The sequence below is a fragment of the Mycobacterium asiaticum DSM 44297 genome (assembly GCF_000613245.1).
In the GTDB taxonomy this organism is placed as follows: domain Bacteria; phylum Actinomycetota; class Actinomycetes; order Mycobacteriales; family Mycobacteriaceae; genus Mycobacterium; species Mycobacterium asiaticum.
In genome coordinates this window covers 85,172-101,993 of record NZ_HG964938.1, presented here as the reverse complement: position 1 = coordinate 101,993, position 16,822 = coordinate 85,172, and the positions used below count along the sequence as shown (strand labels likewise).

Annotated in this window: 11 protein-coding genes; 2 read left to right on the top strand and 9 right to left on the bottom strand. The window is 62.7% G+C overall.

Annotated features, from left to right (window positions below):
* Positions 1–7 precede the first annotated feature (7 nt).
* The 3 genes from BN972_RS19350 to BN972_RS27825 form a co-directional block, all read right to left on the bottom strand.
* Positions 8–1,060, bottom strand: coding sequence for a hypothetical protein (locus tag BN972_RS19350; protein ID WP_235192520.1), 1,053 nt, complete (start codon positions 1,058–1,060; stop codon positions 8–10).
* Complete coding sequence (locus BN972_RS27830) at positions 1,060–1,677, bottom strand: protein-tyrosine phosphatase family protein (RefSeq protein WP_051545672.1); 618 nt, start codon at positions 1,675–1,677, stop codon at positions 1,060–1,062. The genes BN972_RS19350 and BN972_RS27830 overlap by 1 nt, the downstream gene beginning before the upstream one ends.
* 160 nt (positions 1,678–1,837) lie before the next feature.
* Positions 1,838–2,635, bottom strand: a complete 798-nt coding sequence (locus tag BN972_RS27825) for a DUF7229 domain-containing protein (protein ID WP_051545671.1) — start codon at positions 2,633–2,635, stop codon at positions 1,838–1,840.
* Between the two features lie 150 nt (positions 2,636–2,785).
* Between BN972_RS27825 and BN972_RS19330 the strand changes: the two genes are divergently transcribed.
* A complete protein-coding gene (locus BN972_RS19330; protein WP_036361487.1) occupies positions 2,786–4,918 on the top strand; it encodes an N-6 DNA methylase in 2,133 nt (710 codons plus the stop codon).
* A gap of 639 nt (positions 4,919–5,557) precedes the next feature.
* On the opposite strand, the gene BN972_RS19325 is transcribed toward BN972_RS19330, so the two are convergent.
* The 6 genes from BN972_RS19325 to BN972_RS19300 form a co-directional block, all read right to left on the bottom strand.
* A complete protein-coding gene (locus tag BN972_RS19325) occupies positions 5,558–5,995 on the bottom strand; it encodes a hypothetical protein (protein WP_200869750.1) in 438 nt (145 codons plus the stop codon).
* Between the two features lie 216 nt (positions 5,996–6,211).
* Positions 6,212–6,625, bottom strand: a complete 414-nt coding sequence (locus tag BN972_RS19320) for a hypothetical protein (RefSeq protein ID WP_142277051.1) — start codon at positions 6,623–6,625, stop codon at positions 6,212–6,214.
* A gap of 811 nt (positions 6,626–7,436) precedes the next feature.
* Positions 7,437–10,592, bottom strand: coding sequence for a CHAT domain-containing protein (locus BN972_RS19315; protein WP_080697016.1), 3,156 nt, complete (start codon positions 10,590–10,592; stop codon positions 7,437–7,439).
* A gap of 29 nt (positions 10,593–10,621) precedes the next feature.
* Complete coding sequence (locus BN972_RS19310; protein WP_142277052.1) at positions 10,622–13,750, bottom strand: CHAT domain-containing protein; 3,129 nt, start codon at positions 13,748–13,750, stop codon at positions 10,622–10,624.
* On the bottom strand, positions 13,747–14,511 hold the full coding sequence (locus tag BN972_RS19305; RefSeq protein WP_036361479.1) for a hypothetical protein: 765 nt from the start codon (positions 14,509–14,511) through the stop codon (positions 13,747–13,749). The genes BN972_RS19310 and BN972_RS19305 overlap by 4 nt, the downstream gene beginning before the upstream one ends.
* Positions 14,512–14,585: 74 nt before the next feature.
* Positions 14,586–15,170, bottom strand: a complete 585-nt coding sequence (locus tag BN972_RS19300; protein ID WP_158086304.1) for an RNA polymerase sigma factor — start codon at positions 15,168–15,170, stop codon at positions 14,586–14,588.
* A 416-nt stretch (positions 15,171–15,586) separates the two neighbouring features.
* Between BN972_RS19300 and BN972_RS19295 the strand changes: the two genes are divergently transcribed.
* On the top strand, positions 15,587–16,576 hold the full coding sequence (locus BN972_RS19295; RefSeq protein ID WP_080697015.1) for a TauD/TfdA family dioxygenase: 990 nt from the start codon (positions 15,587–15,589) through the stop codon (positions 16,574–16,576).
* The last annotated feature ends 246 nt before the right edge of the window (positions 16,577–16,822 follow it).

Here is a 16,822-nt window from a genome sequence, read left to right as displayed (position 1 = left end):
GCAACCGTCAACCCCACCGGTCGACGATTGCGCGGACTGCAGAGGTGACGTGCCCTCGGCTGACGATGCGAATATCTAGGCCCCTGCATTCGACGACGGCCAAGGCGCGTTCGATGGCGGTGTCGATCCAGTTGTCTTCGTTGCCGAAGGCGCCACCTCCCAAGCGGGTCAACAGAACGGTGTTGGAGCCGCCTTTGCTGGCCTGGTCGGCCGCGGCCAGTAGCGTCGCTTCATAGGCGGCCTCTAAGACCAAGCGCGCGAACAACTCCCAGTTGGCCCGCGGCAGCTGCGAATAGGCGATCGGAAGTGCCGAGCAGAAGGCCTGCGAGACACGCCGGCGCGGCCCGTCGGCCACGTCGGTGACCTCGACGTCGCGGTGCAGTCCGATCGCTAAGTGGCCGCGCAGCATATCGAGCAGGTCTGCCGAGGCCGTGCTCAGCAGTTCGGTGATCGCCGCGAGACCCTCTCTACTGCACAGGGCGTAGCCGTTTTGCATCCGCCATAGCCTGCTGACCGGCATCCCCACCGCGTCCGACAACGCCGCGCCGAGCCCGGCCAGCGCGTCGACCTGACGCTCGCGCGTTTGACCGATCCCCTCGCCGACCGGAACGCGGTAGTTGCGGTAGATCGTCGCCGCGCCCGCCGCGATCGCGCATGCCGGCCCCTGGGTGGGGTCGTAGGCGTAGCGCGACACCCCCTGCTCGGGAGTGATGTCTTGGGAGGTCATCTCCAGGAGGTTGAACTGCGAGGCGACCTGAAACAGGGCGCCCTGCAATGCGGAATCGCAATGCAGGGCACGGACGTCTCCGACCACGATGCCCACCGAACTGCGTTGCTGTCCGGTCGGATTCACCCGGCCACGAAGCTGCGCCAGCGTCGGCAACGTCAGCTCCCCGATCCCGTAACGGTGTCCGTTGACCGTGGACACCAACTCGTCGCCTTCCACGAGCAGCCGACCCTGGGTGGCGTCATATCCCGCCTCTTCGCGGAATCCCATTAGGCGTTCGAACCAGTCGCCGGAGGCGTAGGGACGTGACGCTGCCCGGTATCCCGGCATCATCACGCCCTGCCTCGTGCGGCCCGGCGCCGAAGAACATCATGCTGCACTGGCTCGTCGGGAACCTGGTGGTCGGCTTCGCAAGTTCCTCGCCGCAGTTCCTGCAGGCGCCGCAAGGTGGAGTCGTAGTCCAGGCCTTCGGTACCGATGAGCCAGGCCCCGATCACGGTGCCGGTGCGGCCCTTGCCGCCCCAGCAGTGGACGTAAACGACTCGGCGGGCGTCGAGTTCGGCCCGGATGTGCCCGAGTATCCGGTCGTATCCCGCATCCTCGATGACGTTAGTGTCGGGAATGGGGTGGCGGCTGTGCCTGGGCAGTGTCAGGCCGCGGGATTCGGCGTCCGCGCGCAGCAGCTCTTCGTAGGGAATCAATCTCTTTCCGCCGCGGCCCCTTTCGCCAGGTTCGGTGAGGTCCACGATGGAGTCCACACCGGCGTCGAGTAAAACCTCCCGCTTGCGGGCGCTGTGGACCGGATCAAGCGCGCCGGGGTACTGGCCGGCCAGCAGGCGTCCCGGCTGCACCCACCAGGCGTGCAGGATCTGGTCGTGCGGCCAGGACGGGGTCTGAAGGTGCGCGACGTTGAGTGTCGGGGTTTCAGAGAGACGGGGTTCGAATGACATTGATGCTTCCTTTCGCTGAATGAGTTGGGTATGCGGTTGTGAATGCGGTCGTGACACCACCCCCGAGCTGGGCTTCAGGGATGCCGTCTACCGCGTCCACGTTGCGCACGCGCTAGACGGCATCTGGTGAAGCAGAGTGCTCGGCGTGATCAGGCCGGGCTCACCCGCGCTCAGCGCGGGACACCTTCGCCAGTACCGCCTTGAGCTGGTCTTGGCTCAAGGTGCCCCGCCGGTAGCACGACCGGGCCATCTCGCGCAGGACCGGTACGCTGAACCGGCGTCGACCGCCGCCCTTGCCGATGCGGATCGGTTCGATGGGTGAACCGTCCACGTGGGTGAAGACCTTCTCGCGCAATCCCCAATAGACCCACTGCACCGACTTGCCGAAAAGCTTCGCGACCTCGCTGGTGCTGAAAAACTTCTCTTCGACGCCGGCCTCATCGGCTGGCTCACCGCTTGATCCGGCGGGCGATGCCGGTGACTGTTCGGCCAGTGCCAGCTCGATCTCGTCGCTCAGCGTCACCATGCCCGCGCTGGCCAGGGCCGCGTGGTCGAGGGAGTCGACCGCACGGACCTCGGACCGCAGGGCGTAGTCGATCTCGTTGTACCCGCCGGTCGTCGGGCACGGCGCAAGGTCGCGGCCCAATAACAGGTCGACTCCGTGGCGCTGCAGAACCAGGCTGAGCCGGCGAAGATGCTGCTCGCGGCCCAAATCCGGCAGCGGGAACGGGACCCAAATGTCGGTCCGGGTGCTGATGGCGCTACGCAGTGCCCCGACCACCGCCTCAACTTGGGTCAGGTCGTCGCGCGAGGCCGCCTCGCCCAAGTCGAAGGCATGCGTCTCGGCGATCACCGCTCCGTGTTCGGCCGCCTTCTCGCTCAGCGTCTCCGCCCGCTTCGCGGTGTCGCGATCCCCCAGGACGATGACGGCCTTGCTGGCGTGGATGGATTGTGTCATGGTTCTGACCTCCCTCTCGATACTGTGTATCGGATATTGACAAGTTACTACTGTGTATCTGATTAACAGATGATATTGACAGATTATTCCCCGTTGATGCAGACTGTCAACTGTGAATCGGGTACACTCATCCCAGGAAGGAGGCCGGCTGTGAATTGGGAGTCCCCCGACGGGGGGGATCTGGTCGCACCGAGTGACATCGCCGACCTCGCCGGAGTCACCCGCGCCGCGGTGAGTAACTGGCGAAAACGGCACGCCGACTTCCCGAAGCCGGTCGGAGGGACGGTCGCTCAGCCCCTGTTCAGTCGCGCCGAGGTCGAAGATTGGCTCCAAACCCACAGACCTGCGCGCCAGCCCCGGGATGCCGGTGGGCTGCAGGTGTGGGCTGTGGTGAATCGCTTCCGCGACGAGGTCTCCCCGTCGGCGGCGCGCTCGCTGGCGCTGGCGTTGTTGTGTGCCCGGAAGCTCGCCGACCGAACACCGGACCTGGAGACCTTGCGCCACGCGGCAGAAGAGGCGCGCCTCATGCCGGCGCTTGACGTCGTCGCCGCGCGCCACGATGAGGACTGGCGGGAGCTGGTCAGTGCAGCGCTACACGATGTCACCCGCCGCGCTTCGCCGCGCACGGACACCGGCGCTACCGAGCGCCTTGCCGAAGCGCTGTTTGACGTGATCATCCCCATCGCAGTCAAAGACCTCGCAGCCGTCAGCGACTTGGTGCTGGAACGCGCGGCGGGAAATGCGGGTCGACTCGCCGCCGTCCACGGGGCGGTGGGAACACGACTGGCGCAACTGCTCGCGCAAGCCGGTGCCACCGCCACCGGAATCGTCTATGACCCGGCCTGCGGAATCGGCGAGGCCCTCGTGAGGTCGTGGCAGCAGAACCCCAACCGCGCCGGTCTGCAGCTAATAGGTGCCGACATCGAGAGTGAGTACGTACGCATCTGCCGGCAGCGCTGCTTCCTTTACGGCGCTAAGGCGACGATCACGGAGGCCGACATCTTGTACCGCGATCCCCACCCGGGGCTACTCGCGGACGTCGTCATCGCCGAACCACCGTTCGGGGACAAGATGCCAGGCGGCTTCAGCGTCACCGATCCACGCTGGGCTCTGGCCGGACCGCCGCCGCCGAACAACTCCGAGACCGCATGGCTGCAGCACGCGATCGCCCACCTGAAGGAGCCCGACGGCCGTGGTTATGTCCTGACTTCGGCCGCCACCACCGCCGCCACGAGTGCGGCCGACACCCGCCGTGCACTGGCCGAGCAGGGCTGCGTGGAAGCCGTGGTGGCGCTTCCCCGCCGATTCCTCACACAAACGGCGGTACCCACGGCACTGTGGGTGCTGCGCACACCGCAGCGAACGTCGTCGTCGGACACGGTGACCTTCCTTGACGCCTCGGCACTGAACCCGCGTCGCAAGGAAAACTTCGAACTGCTCTGCTGGCTCAGATGCCCGGAAAGCCGGCTCGACCCCCAGCTGCGGCGCCGTCACACCTCGATCGGGGACATCCTGTCCGACGACCGGGTCACCTTGGACCCCCGGCATTGGACTCAGACCGTCGACCCCGCGGCGCTCGCCGAGCGTTATCACCGCGCCGCAGCAACGCTCAGCCAAGAAATCGCCACCCTGCACTATCCGAAAAGCCTGACTTACCCGCAGATCCCAGCCTCCGCGCGTCCGGTCACCATGCGTGTGCTCGAACGACAAGGAGCGCTGAACATCGTGCGCACCCGCAGGACACGCCGCCGTGACGCCGGCACCGGCGACGACATCGACGACCCGCGGCTGGTCACGCCCGCGATGATCATCGACGGACTGCTGCAACCGACGGAACTTTCCGACCTGCACACATCTGCTGTCGGCAGCGCCGGAGGCGACGACCGTACAGCGATCGATGACGGGGTCACCCACCCGGGCGACATACTGGTGGCCACGCGCCCCAGCGTCACCGCGGTCGTCGACGAGACCGGCGGGCGCGTGCCGGGGCCGGGGGTGAGCCGGGTGCGGGTCGACCAGCACCAGTTCAACGCACACTATGTCGCGGAATGCCTTGGAGGCAGCTGGAATCAGCGGGCCGACACCACCGCTGACGGCGTGAGCATCCAAGACCTGGAAATCCCGCTTCTTCCGCTCGACGAGCAGGGACGCCTCGTCGCGGCGGTGGCTCACGCGCGCCGACTCGCGGCCGCGGGCCGGCGCATGGCCACCGCCGCGGATGACCTGGCCGCAGCGCGACTCGACGCAATTCGGTTCGGAGTCAACCTGACTGAAGACCGGTAAGCGGCGCCTCATAATCAATACTGTGACGCGGCAGAGATCGCAGAAAACACGACGGAGACGGGGGCGCCGCCGCCAAGATTGCCAAGATTGCTTTGCGGGATTGCAGGAAAAGTTGCCAACGCGAGGCGCCATGTCGGCTGCGATTCTTATTGGGCTGGCGGCACTTTGGACGAATGGGACAAGTGCAGCGAGTGCGGGACGGTCGTAGGAGTGACTCGTGGGTGCGGACGCCGAGGGTGCTGGCTACGGCGCATGCCTTTCGGCCGATGCTGTAACCTCTCGGCCCGGTAAACCGATGTCCGGCGACGGTCGCGCGCAGCACTCGTGGTCGCGCCTCGCATTGATGGGGTCACCACGATCTCAGGCCCGTACGGTCCACTAACCGGATGCTTCCATCACCTGCGCGCCGACAACGTGAAGATCGCACGTCCCGTAGTCACGTGCCGAACGACGAAACCGGCCGGCGCCTATTTTCAGTGGAAAGTCCATTCACGCTTGCCGCTGGTAGTGCGCTCGTGTCTGCAAGTTGCTGGGTCGACTGCAGGTCATGCCTTCAATCGAAGACCAACTTCCCGCGGTCGCCGCGTGATAACACGGGATACCCGGCGACAAGCGTGGTCAACATCCACGGCAGTTCTTTTACGCTTCTCGGCGGCGGCGTCGCCGAGGCCGCCCGTAGTACTCGTGGACCGTTTTGACCTGGCCGGCCCAGAAAGCTAACTTCTGGTCAGTAGTCGCGTCCGTGGGTAGCAACCTCAGCAATTGGGCCAGCTTGTAAAAGCCAGCGCCGGCGTCGTTTCGGTCAATGTAGACGACAATCGCAGACAGCATCGCTCCGCACTCACTCAAGTTCTCCCGAGAGATGTCGCCAAGAATGATGCCCATTGCATCGCGGTCGCGATCTAGCTCGAAGTCAAAAGCAGGTAAGCCCGAGCGCCGCGCGATCGCCCAGTTGACCTCGCTATAAGAGGTGAGGCGGCCTCGTTTCGCCTGCTCCTTGAGGAAGTCGGTTGCCTGGGCCAACAGTTCATCCCAGTCCTCTACCGTGCGTCCGAAACGTTGTGGATCACGGCTCATCAATTACTACGTAAACATCGGTAGTTCGGCGCGCGGGGCGGCGTAGTCCGCCTCAACGACGTCGCGCTTTCAGCGTTCGCCACTTGACGATTCAACGATCCCGGCCCACAGCCGGGGACACCCCCGTAGAGTATGGAACATACCGTGGTCATCGAAACCGGATGACCGGAACGGGGTTCAAAACCGCCGCACATCATGGTCTTGACACGACACCTGCTAGGCGGTCGGCGGCGCATTGTCCGGCGGCGAGCTCTTCGCTTTGCCGAAAATCGCGCCGACCAAGTCACCCATTGCCCGGACGAGGTCGGCGACTGCCTTTAAGACCTCACCGACCGCCGACAGCGGCGTTCCAGGATTGTGCTTGCCGTATACGTCGAGGAACACGGCGGCGCTGGACCCACCGTGCATGTACATCGTGGTGGCCATCCGGTTCGCCATCCTTCGGTCCACGAGCCACCCGATCGTTATCAGGCTGACGATCGCCAGGCTCGCTAGGGCGATGATCAGCACCCCAGTTAGTAGAGGAGGCCAGGATGATTCGGCCGGTGGTGTCTGGGCCAAGGCCCCCTGAGCGGTGCACACCGCGTTTGTGACCGCCGCGTCGGCGATCGGCATCAATTTCGTTGGCATGTCTTCTCCCAGCTACTTGGTGAGTCCAGTAGTGGGATTGGGCTGGTTCGAATCGACCATCAGTCGAAAGCCGAAAGCCTAGCCGGCTCAGGCCAATCCCGGAATAAACCAGCTCGATCGGATCTGCCGACGGCTGGTGTCAGGTAGTGGAAAGCCGGCGGACAGTGTCCTGTCCGGCGGCCGGGTCAGCGGGACTGTCATCCCAACCCGGTGCTGGGCGCAGGCCCGAGTTTTCCGGTGCCTAATCGCGCCATGTATGCGGAAGCGTGACGTCGAGGGTGCTCACCCGGCGGCGCTTCCGCGATTCGAGCTAAGTGCCGGTCTGCCGCTGCTTCATACGTGACGGTTGCATCTTGTGCTGCCCTACGGCCGACCCGCAGTGTGAAGGGTCGGGGGGGTTGTGCTCCACGAACCTTGTGTCAAAGAAGTCGACCCGCGCTGCTCGAATGTTCATTTTTGGCCGGTTGCCTGTCCTCGGGGTGTGGAGAGTCAATGTCGCTATGCGGCTAGCACCCCAACTGGTCGGCGGTATCGCACCAGTGCGGTTTCCGGATTTGGGCACTACTCGATTAATTGCGGGTCCGGCCAAGTCGGTTGAGGAGGTCGGGCGGGTGCTCGTGCTGCCTCTTGAAGCGAGCCATGTCTGGGAGGGGCCTGTCAGCGCCTGTGACCCCGACTTGCCGGCAGTGGACCCCGCCGAGACGCTATTGCAGCGCGCGACTCAAGAACACCATATTTGCTCTTGGCTCTGGGTCGCGATTCGCCGCTTCGCCACGCCAGTATTCCGGCAAACAAAAACGTACAGCATGTGTCACATGCATGCCGATCCGTAAGTTATCAGCCCCGCCCAAGATCGAGGACTGTGTCTATGCTCATCTCGCCAGGCCAATTTGGCGCCACGTAATGCGGTGACCGGGACGGGGTTCTCGGCCAGCTGCTCCCAGAAATACGCCATTACCTCACCGGTGGATTCGTCTTCGATGTTGTACATGCCACCGATGACCGTGGTAGCTCCTCGGGTCATCAACGCCAACGGGAATCCTCCCAGCTCTATACCGTCTGGGCTTTCGATCGCGCTAAAACAAGAGGCGAGCACACACAACTTGGGGACTGCTTTCCAGCAGAGCGCGTCGGCGGCAGTCACGACACTCCCGTCAGGCATGAGTTTCGCCTGCCCCCAACCTTTTTCATCACCTTGACCGTGTACACCCATAGCTAGGACAGCAGTCGTGTACGCCTTTTTCGAGGTCAACGCGGAGTGAAGTTCGGCCGCCGAGAGTACCGGAGTTATCCTGGCCAACTGCTTGCGCATCGCCGCGTAATCTATTGCCGCATGGGGTAACCGCGCGCCGTCGTACACGGCGAACGACGGTTCGGTTGCGGGCGGGATTCGCTCGGAGCGGATCAACGAAAGGGTGCTGGCAAGGGATCCATGCAAACTGATCACCGCCTTATCGATCAACATGTGGTTCGCGCTGATCGGCAGCGCATCGAATGGTACATGGAAGAACCCGGTCGGGACGATCAGCAGGCGGATAGGAGCGTCATCTCCTGCTGCAGCAGCGAGTTTCTGAAGTGGTTCTGGCAGTAAAGCATCCGTGTAGCTACTCGCCCATTGAAAAGTTTCTGGATCACCAGCGCCCGCGCTGATGAGCCGTGAGGAGCACCTCCCTAAGTCGGTGAACTCTGCGACTTGGCCGTTGGAATCTGTTGAGCTGATTGTCAGGCGGCGAAAGACCGTGACGCTGGAATTCTTTCCGCCGGGTGAATCAGGCGAGGCGAACAACTGCAGTAGCGCGGTGGCCGAGGTCTTCTGCGGACCGGGTACCACAGCACGCGCAGCTTCCAGCACCGTGCCGGCGGTCAGCGTCTTGAGTATCTGCGGGTCGGCTAACAGGCTTAAAGGTCCAAGGATCGCTTCCGCTTTTGTCGCGGCGGCCTGGCGGTCGACGAGAATCTGCGCGGAGCGTTCACGCAACGTCGTGGGATCAATATCCTCACCGCCATCTTCATCGGATTCCTCGCCCGAGTCCAGAACCGATGCGGGTGTCGCGCGGCTTGCTGCAAGGACCTCCTGGCCCGCCGAAACGACGTCGTCGTCGCTAGCGCGGGCGACGAGTTCGGTGAGGATCAGACCAATGCGATCACGGCGCGCCGACTCCATGATGATGTCGGCTGATCGGTGATCGCCCAGCGCCGTGGCGAGACCCGCAGCATCGGCAAACAGTGCCGAGAAATCCTTGCTGGCGCTGATCCGGTCCTCGGCGCCAGCAATCACAATCATGTGTTCTGCTACGCATTCGACAGCGCGTAAATAGCGTTGAAGCCGTTCGTCGTCGCGGTCGGGATCGATACTTAGTGACTCGGCGGCGGCCCACCAGACTCTGGCCTCCAGACGAGGATTCAGACTGACGTTGGCCGGTCGCAGCAACGGAACCGCCTTAAGCGCCGCAGCTTCGGCGGTGGCCCATGGCGGTGTTCGTCCGGCCGCCTTCTCGGTCTGGCATACGCGCAACCAGTATTCAGCCAAAAGCCCATGCAAATAGGCATACTCGGGGCTGACTCCCTCATGTGGCGAAAGCGCATCGATGCAGTTGCTGAGTCGATTAAGGACCCCTTCGTGTCCTGGGCTGCCGTGTCGCACAGCATGTTCCAAGGATCGCCGCCGCGTTGTGTAGCGGCGCGCGGCGGCGTTGGCGTCGAGCAATCGATCCGTGATCGCGCGGACATCGGGCGCCTCAGCGAGCAGTTCGATCATTGCCCGCAAAATGGTCACCGACTGAACGCCATTGGTCGTGAAAGTGCGCCATGCCTTTTCCGTTGCGTCTAGGTACGCCAACGCTTCCGCGCGCAGCGTCGCGCCAGTCTCTAACGCGCCGGAGTTGTAGAGGTTCAGGGCGATCTCATACGCGTCGTTTCCGTGGTTAATCAACTGGTTGTTTGAGCCGACGCGATCGTATTCGCCGATCAGCCAACCCAGCGTTGCCGGTGTCACGTCTTCGGCTGCGATCTCATGTCCAAGAAGACGTTTGGCTCGCACGCTAATGCGCTGCTTGAGTAGCGCATTAGAGCGGGCATGATCCCCGAGTCGCTGGGCGTTTATCGCTGCACAGCCCAACGCGTAGTAGGTGTATTGATTGAACTCGTTTCTGGCCGCCAACTCTGCCAGTTCACCTTCGGTGGCTTTGAATGCCCGAACATCGAACTGCTCACGCTCCACCCGCGAGCGCTGCGACAGCGCCCACCCATGGTCGCCGGGATAGTCGCCTTTCAGCGGAGCAGCCAACTCCACTAGTTCGTTCGCTGCTTCAAGGGCGGCCTCGACGTCGTGCATATCGAGGTGGCGCGATTTGATGTACAGCAAGACCCGGAAGGCCATTCGGTAGCCAAACCCTGGCTTACAGTTGGCTGCGAGGAAAGGGGCTACCTCGTGCAGCCAGTGGTCCGCGGAAAACAAGTCGCACCCGTCGAGGTGCTGTTTCGCTCGGGTGTACGCGGCGAGCGCAGCGGAGTGATCCTTCGACAACGAATACCCTCGCCCGAGTTGAAAGTACGCCAACCCGCGCATCAACGCGTCGGCATTTGCCGCAGCTTCCACGGCCGCTACAAGGTTGGTGAGCGCCTGAGGCAATTCGCCACCCGCAGGATCGTCGGGATCAGCCAGCGGCTGGTAGAGCAAATGTGTCAGTGCAAGGATTTTGAGTCCGGCCGCTTGCTGAACTGAATCTGTGGTCGCATCGCATTGCAAGAGCCCGGCCGCGGCCTCGCGAATGATCTCCTTACATGGGCGCCCACGCGGATAGCCGCCAACACGGTCGTCTCGCAGCGATTCTTTGCACATCGGCAAAGCCGCAATACAGATGCACGCTAGGATATTTCGGCGCGTGGATGCGTCTGCAGCTTGTGCATCGGCGAGGACCGATTCCCAATCCGCCCACCTGGCAGGCATTGTCGGCGATGTAGTCATTGGGGTGCTCCCTCGTAAGAATGTGAAAGTCAGTCGCTGATTGCACCGTAAGCGATTAGGCCGGCCCACAGACGGGGGCGCCGGCGTCGGGTCGGATCGTCGCGCAACCAGGCCTGTTTGGCATACCGTAGAGCGGCAAGCGGTGTTTGGCCGCCCGCCAATGCCGGCCAGTAGTAGCGCATGATCTGCGTGGTGGCGAGGTCGTCGATCTCGTATAGGCCTCCGATGACGGTGACGGCACCGCGGAGCATCAGTGCGAGCGGAAAGCCCCCTAGCTCGACACCATCGGCCGCTGTGATCGCCGAATGACACGATGCCAACACGCACAATCGCGGAACATTCCAACCCAATACTTGAGCGGCGGTAATCGCGGTGCCGTCCGGCATCTCCTTTGCTTGGCCCCAGCCTTGCTCGTCGCCACTCCCGTGCACACCCATCGCCAGCACCGCCACCGGTTCGGCCCCGGAACCCGCACGACGCGTGAGATGCGCCGAAAGTTCCGTTGCCGTGTGCACCCGCACCACGCCGTCGAGGTGCTCGGCTAGTGCGCTGTACTCTTCGGCGGCGTACTTGACCCCACCCTTTTCACGCGTGTCATAGACAGCTATCGACGGTGCAGTTGCCGCGACCGATTCGATAGCAGTCAGGGCCGACATGCTCGTCAAAGAGGCGTGCACGGTGACCTCCGCGCGATCAATCAACAACTGCTCGTGGTCGATTGGCAGCGCGTCGAACGGCACGTGAAAGAATCCCGTGGGAACAACAAGTAGCCGCACAGAAGTAATGGCCCGGTCCGCCAACAGTTGACGCAGTGGCGGCGGCAGCACTGCATCAGCAAAGGCGCCGGCCCAGGCAAATATTGCCGGGTCTCCTGCCGCCCGAGTAAGAAGCTGCGCCGGGATGTTGACGGAGTCCTGAAATTCCTGGATGGGCGCATCCATGTTGAGCGCCCACGTCATGCGCCGATACACCTGCACCATATGCGCGGACTTGCCAGAGTCCAGCAGCAGCGGCGCGGTCGAAGGCAATAACTGGAGGAGGACCGCGGGCGTGGTGCTGTTGGGGCGGTTCGCCAGCACAGAGGCGGCCGAAATCTCCTGTAGCAGGTGCGGATTACACAAGTGCGCAAGTGGTCCGAGCACGTGCTCGACCTGCGTTGTCGCGCGTCGCCGGTCATCCAGGATGGCCATCGATCTATGCCGCACCGCCGAGTCACTGTCGTCGTCGGGGCTTTCGGAATCGTCTGAGTCATTGTTCTCCGAGACCGGCGTGGCCGCGGAGCTATCAGCGATAGCTAAAGCTGCAGAACGTATTTCGGCGTCCACTTGCGGGTTGCGCGCGAGCTCGGCCAGGATCAAACCAACTCTGTCGCGTCGAGCGGCTTCCATGATGATGTCGGCTGCCGCATGATCGCCGAGTTGTTCGGCCAAATCGGCGGCGGTGGTGAAAACGTGGGCGAAACGGGTGGCGTGACGGGCTCGATCAGTGGTTGTCGACACGGTCACCATTAGTTCGGCAATAGCCCGTACTGCATGCAGCAGCCGTTGGAGTTTCAGATGCGAGGAACCGCCGTATTCCGTTAGGGATGCCGCCGCGCTTTCCCACACAATGGCCTCAAGCTCGGGGTCCAGACTTACTCCTGCCGGGCGCAACAGTAGCGCGGCCTGCAACGCGGCTGCCTCGCCGGCGCTCCAATCAACCGGCTGGGTCGCGGTGCCGCCGTTTGCATTCACGCGATACCACCATTCCGCAAGTAGCCCGTGCAGAAGCGCATTGTCGCCCGCGGACCGCCGAGGATCGATTGTGGACAACAGTTCGAGCAAGCGGCTATATACGGCGCGACTGCCAACGACCCCGTGCCGGACAGCCAAGATGAGCGCGTTGAACCCGGTGTACCTCTGCAGCGCCTGCGCTTGCACGGAAAGCAAGGTCTCGGTCAGATCAACCAAGGGCGGGTCCGGGTCGAGCAGAGCGATACGTGCTCGGGACAGCCTCAACGCTTCTGCGCCATTGACTGCGAAGCCGGTCCACGCGTCCTCGATGGTATCTAGCAACCGGAGCCCCTGGTGGCGCGCGTCTGCGTTGTCGTCGAACACGCCGCCAAATTGGCGGCCACGCACGATCTCGTAGACCACATTGCCGATATTTGTCAGCGTCTTTTTGCTATCTCGGCGCCGGGCAAGCCGAATTAGGTCAGTGACGGTGTCCGGCGTGATGTCGTCCTCGAAAATCGAAGTGTTAAGCGACGCCGCGGCGCGGGCCACCAGTCGACGCTTGTTCACACGCTCGAGCAACCCGAAGTCCCGTAGCTTCCAGGCGTTGGCACCCGTCACCTGCCACCAGTAACGGTGAACGACACCATTCGGATCCTCTTCGCGGGCGGCCATTTCCTCAAGAACGGCCTGGGTCCCCAGGAACGCCCTCGTGTCGTACGCCGCGCGCTCCGCAGCCGAACGGACCGACAGCGCCCATGCGTACTTGTCCGGGAACGCGTAAACCCCTGGGTCAGCGGCGGCTCGTTTGCCAACGAATTCCACCGCTTCATCTGCAAACTTCAGCGCGTTGGGCACGTCGCCAATGGCTCGAGATTTACGTGAAAGTTGCACGAGGCACCGAAACTTGATCGTGAAGCCAAGACCTGGCGCGGTGGCCGCCCGCAGAAACGGAACATCGTTGTGTAGCCAGTGGTTTGCGCCGATAAGGTCCACGCCGCCGAGGTGCTGTAGCGCATTGCGGTGCGCCTCCAGCGACTGCAGTGACTGCTGTGTGGCCCCGTAAGCCGTACCCAGGCGATGATAGGCCAACGCCGTCACCACGGCGTCGCCACTACTGCGCGCATAATCCAGGGCGGACAGCGACTCGGCCACCACAATCTGCATCTCCCCGTCCTCCCTTAGTGGCTGATCGGTGAGCGCCATCAGCGCAACCGCCCGCCGCCCGAGCGTCTGCGGGTCTATGCTGCCGTCGGTCAAACCGAGCAGTTCTCGGGCGGCCGCACGGACGATTTCTTTTGGAGGACGGCCGCTGGGATAGCCACCCGGTCGCGCTTCGTTGAGTGACTCCTCGACGATCGGCCGCGCGGCGATGCATATCGACACCAATGCACGCAGCGAGCCATCATCTAATACGGATTGCCAGTTTGCATATGGCGCATTCACAGCGTCTCCTCTGGGGTGGAGGGCGCGACCTCAAGATGTATCGAGGTGACCGCGTCCATAGTTTGTAGGTCCCTGTACAACACGCTGGCACTGCCCACAAGGGCATACATCGGTTCACCCCCGGGCAACGCGTAGTTTCTCAGCGCCAGCGGCATGCGGATCGGCGTGGAGCTGCCGCTGACCGCGACCGCTGACACAATCACGACATCAGAGCGCGGCGTTTGAGTTGGGCTGAGGACGATTTCGGCGACCACCCGAGTGATCTCCGGTTCCGGATGCTCCAATGCGACCTTTGCCCATAGTTCCGACATCTCACCCGGTTGCACCCCGAAGATGGCGACAGGGACCGAAGCAATCCGAAAGATCTTCGCCGATGTCGCCGAAGCCGCGGCGCCGCGATGTCCTGCCGGCGTCAGATGGTTTGCTTCGGTCTGTGCCCAGTCGTCGATGACCCCACTTAGCGCCTTGTCGGACAGGGTCGTTTTCATATTCGTCGGCCGCAGACCAAGATTGTCGACAATGCGGTTTATTGCTGCCCGACGCTGTTCCGCGGCAGTGTTGACGCCCTCATCGGAATCGTCGTCGTCATCGGGTTCTTCCCTGGACGCAGCGGTGGCGGTGGTGCCGGTGTTGTCGAGTACATCACTATCGTCTCCGTCGTCATCGGTAATGTGCTCGAGCGCTCGTGAAAGCGCTTCAATCCGCACCCGCAGTTCGTTCTCCGTGAGGTCGCGATCGGGTCGATCAAAATCGTCATGCATTGTCCTTGAAGTCCTTTCAAGATCAGCGCTCACCCAGTCTGGTTGATGCGCTTTAAAGTGGTTGTGCAGCAGGACTATTCAGTTCGTTGTCTAAGTTGGGCCTCAAAGTCACCGAGGCGGTCTCGCCACCCTTCTATGCAGCGGTTGTAGGTCTTCGTTACGGTGACGCGAGGGATTCCAAGGAGTTCCGCTACCTCGTTGTGTGTTAAGCCTTTGAAGTCGAATTCGACCGGGTCCCACAGCAGACGCATGATGCTGCGCGCCTTCGGTCGAAGTTTGTCGATCAGAGATTCGATGACGTCGATGTACTCTTGCTCCCGCCTTAAGCGCGCCACCCAGTCGACGTGCTGAGTTGATGCGGCGGCACGTCTGTGATGTAGGTCATTGAATTCGTCGATAAGTTGCCGACGCTTATCGAGGCGAATGGTGCGGCGCCAGAAGTCCGTAATCACACGCCCCGCCATTGTCTTTAGCAACGCGACGCCGCACCGCACGGGCTCACGGTTAGGTTGGGAGCAATAGTGCAAAGCCTTGACCATGGTCTCCTGGGTAAGGTCCTCGACATCGGCGTAGGTCATGGAGCCCCTACGTTTGTTGATGAAGTCGAACACGACGCTGATCGCCGCGGTGGCGTCGAGGCCCCAAACCTCCTCGAACAACTGGTCACGATATTCCCCGCTCATGGGCACCGGCCTCGGATGCGCGCGGCTTTGCGTCTACGCATGATCGCGTTCCCTTCCAATCCCGATCTCCCCAGCGGCCCCGTGCCGACTGGGCTGGTCAATGTGGTAGTCGACGGTGCTGCCCGCGATGTTCACTTTTGGCGATAGAAGTTTTGTACCCATCCCAGGCGGGGGGTCCACCAGGTCGAGCGATGAAGACGTTCATGCTCCCTGGCGGCTTCGTAGCGATGGCGACCCCGGGACGACGGACATCTGCTCCTGCCCGTATGGACGCATGCATGCACAGGCGATCGCGCCCGCAGGCGAACTGAACATTCCGCCGCACATCGGCGACCTGATGGATGCACACCTCTGCTAGTTCTGGCAGAGCCTCCACACAGAAAGAGGCCAACATGACGCTGGAATTTTCAGCTGAACAGCCCTGGTCGACCGTACATATCCAGTCGGTCGGCAACTTCAAAAACGAGATCGCCCACACAGCTTCGACGATCGCTGCCGACGCCACGTGCGATCCGGCCGGCTTTGCCCGGCAGGCTCGACTGGCCGCGGGTCTGTTGCCCCTGTTTGTTCGAGAAACGATGGAAGACTTCATCGTCAGCGGCGACGGAGCATTACTGTGGACTGACTTGATCGTCGGTCCGATACCGGAAACACCGTCGGATTCGGTCAATGACGCCACGCGCTACACGCTGATGGCAAAACAGACTGCAGCGTTGTTGTCCAGCGTCTGTCACCTCGTCGGCTATCGGGCGGAGTCAAAGGGCGAGATAGTTCAGTCGGTGGTCCCGACCGAAGCCGATCAACAAGAGCAGACCTCGACAGGGAGTCGCAAGGACTTGCTCCCGCACACCGAGCAGGCGTTCAACCGGTTGCGTCCGGACTTCCTAGCTCTGGGAAGCCTTCGCGGGGACCCGAACGCCGTCACGTACGCCATGTCGGCAAGGACATTGGTAAGACAGCTTCCGGGTTACCTCGTCGATCTGCTACGGCAACCTCGGTTTTATTGCGGGGTCGATACATCCTTCGTCCGCGGGGGCGCCTCCGCCGAGATCCGGGGGCCAACGGCCGTGCTGTCGGGCCCGACGTCAGATCCCGTTTTTACGTTCGATGGCGAACTCATGTTCAGCGATAGTTCCGACCACCGAAATGCGCTGGAAGCTGTTACGGCGGTTTGGGCGGAAAACCGCAGCGGGGTCGTGCTCAAGCCGGGTGACGTCTTGATCATCGACAACACTCGCACGATCCACGGGCGCAGCGCTTTCCGGCCACAATTCGATGGCGGAGATCGGTGGCTATGCCGGCTGCAAGGGCGGTGCAACCCGGCAGCCACTCGGCACGCCCGTCCGCCCGGGTCTCCGATCATCGAGATCGCGGGCTGCTGAAGCCATGGTCTTCACACCGGCGGGGGTAGGCAGGAGAAATGCCGACCTCCGCCGGAGCCCTCACCGTATGTCAGTTTCATTTGGTCGCGACCGAACTAACGCGGCACGATTTTGCACTGCCGGCCCCAGACCGGCATCAAGGACAAGTGCACCGTTGGCCGTGCGATCCCCTTCCACCACATAACGGTCGCGCGAGCGGCGCTGCGTTCACGCGGGATCGACAATTCCTGCCGCAACAACAAGTTT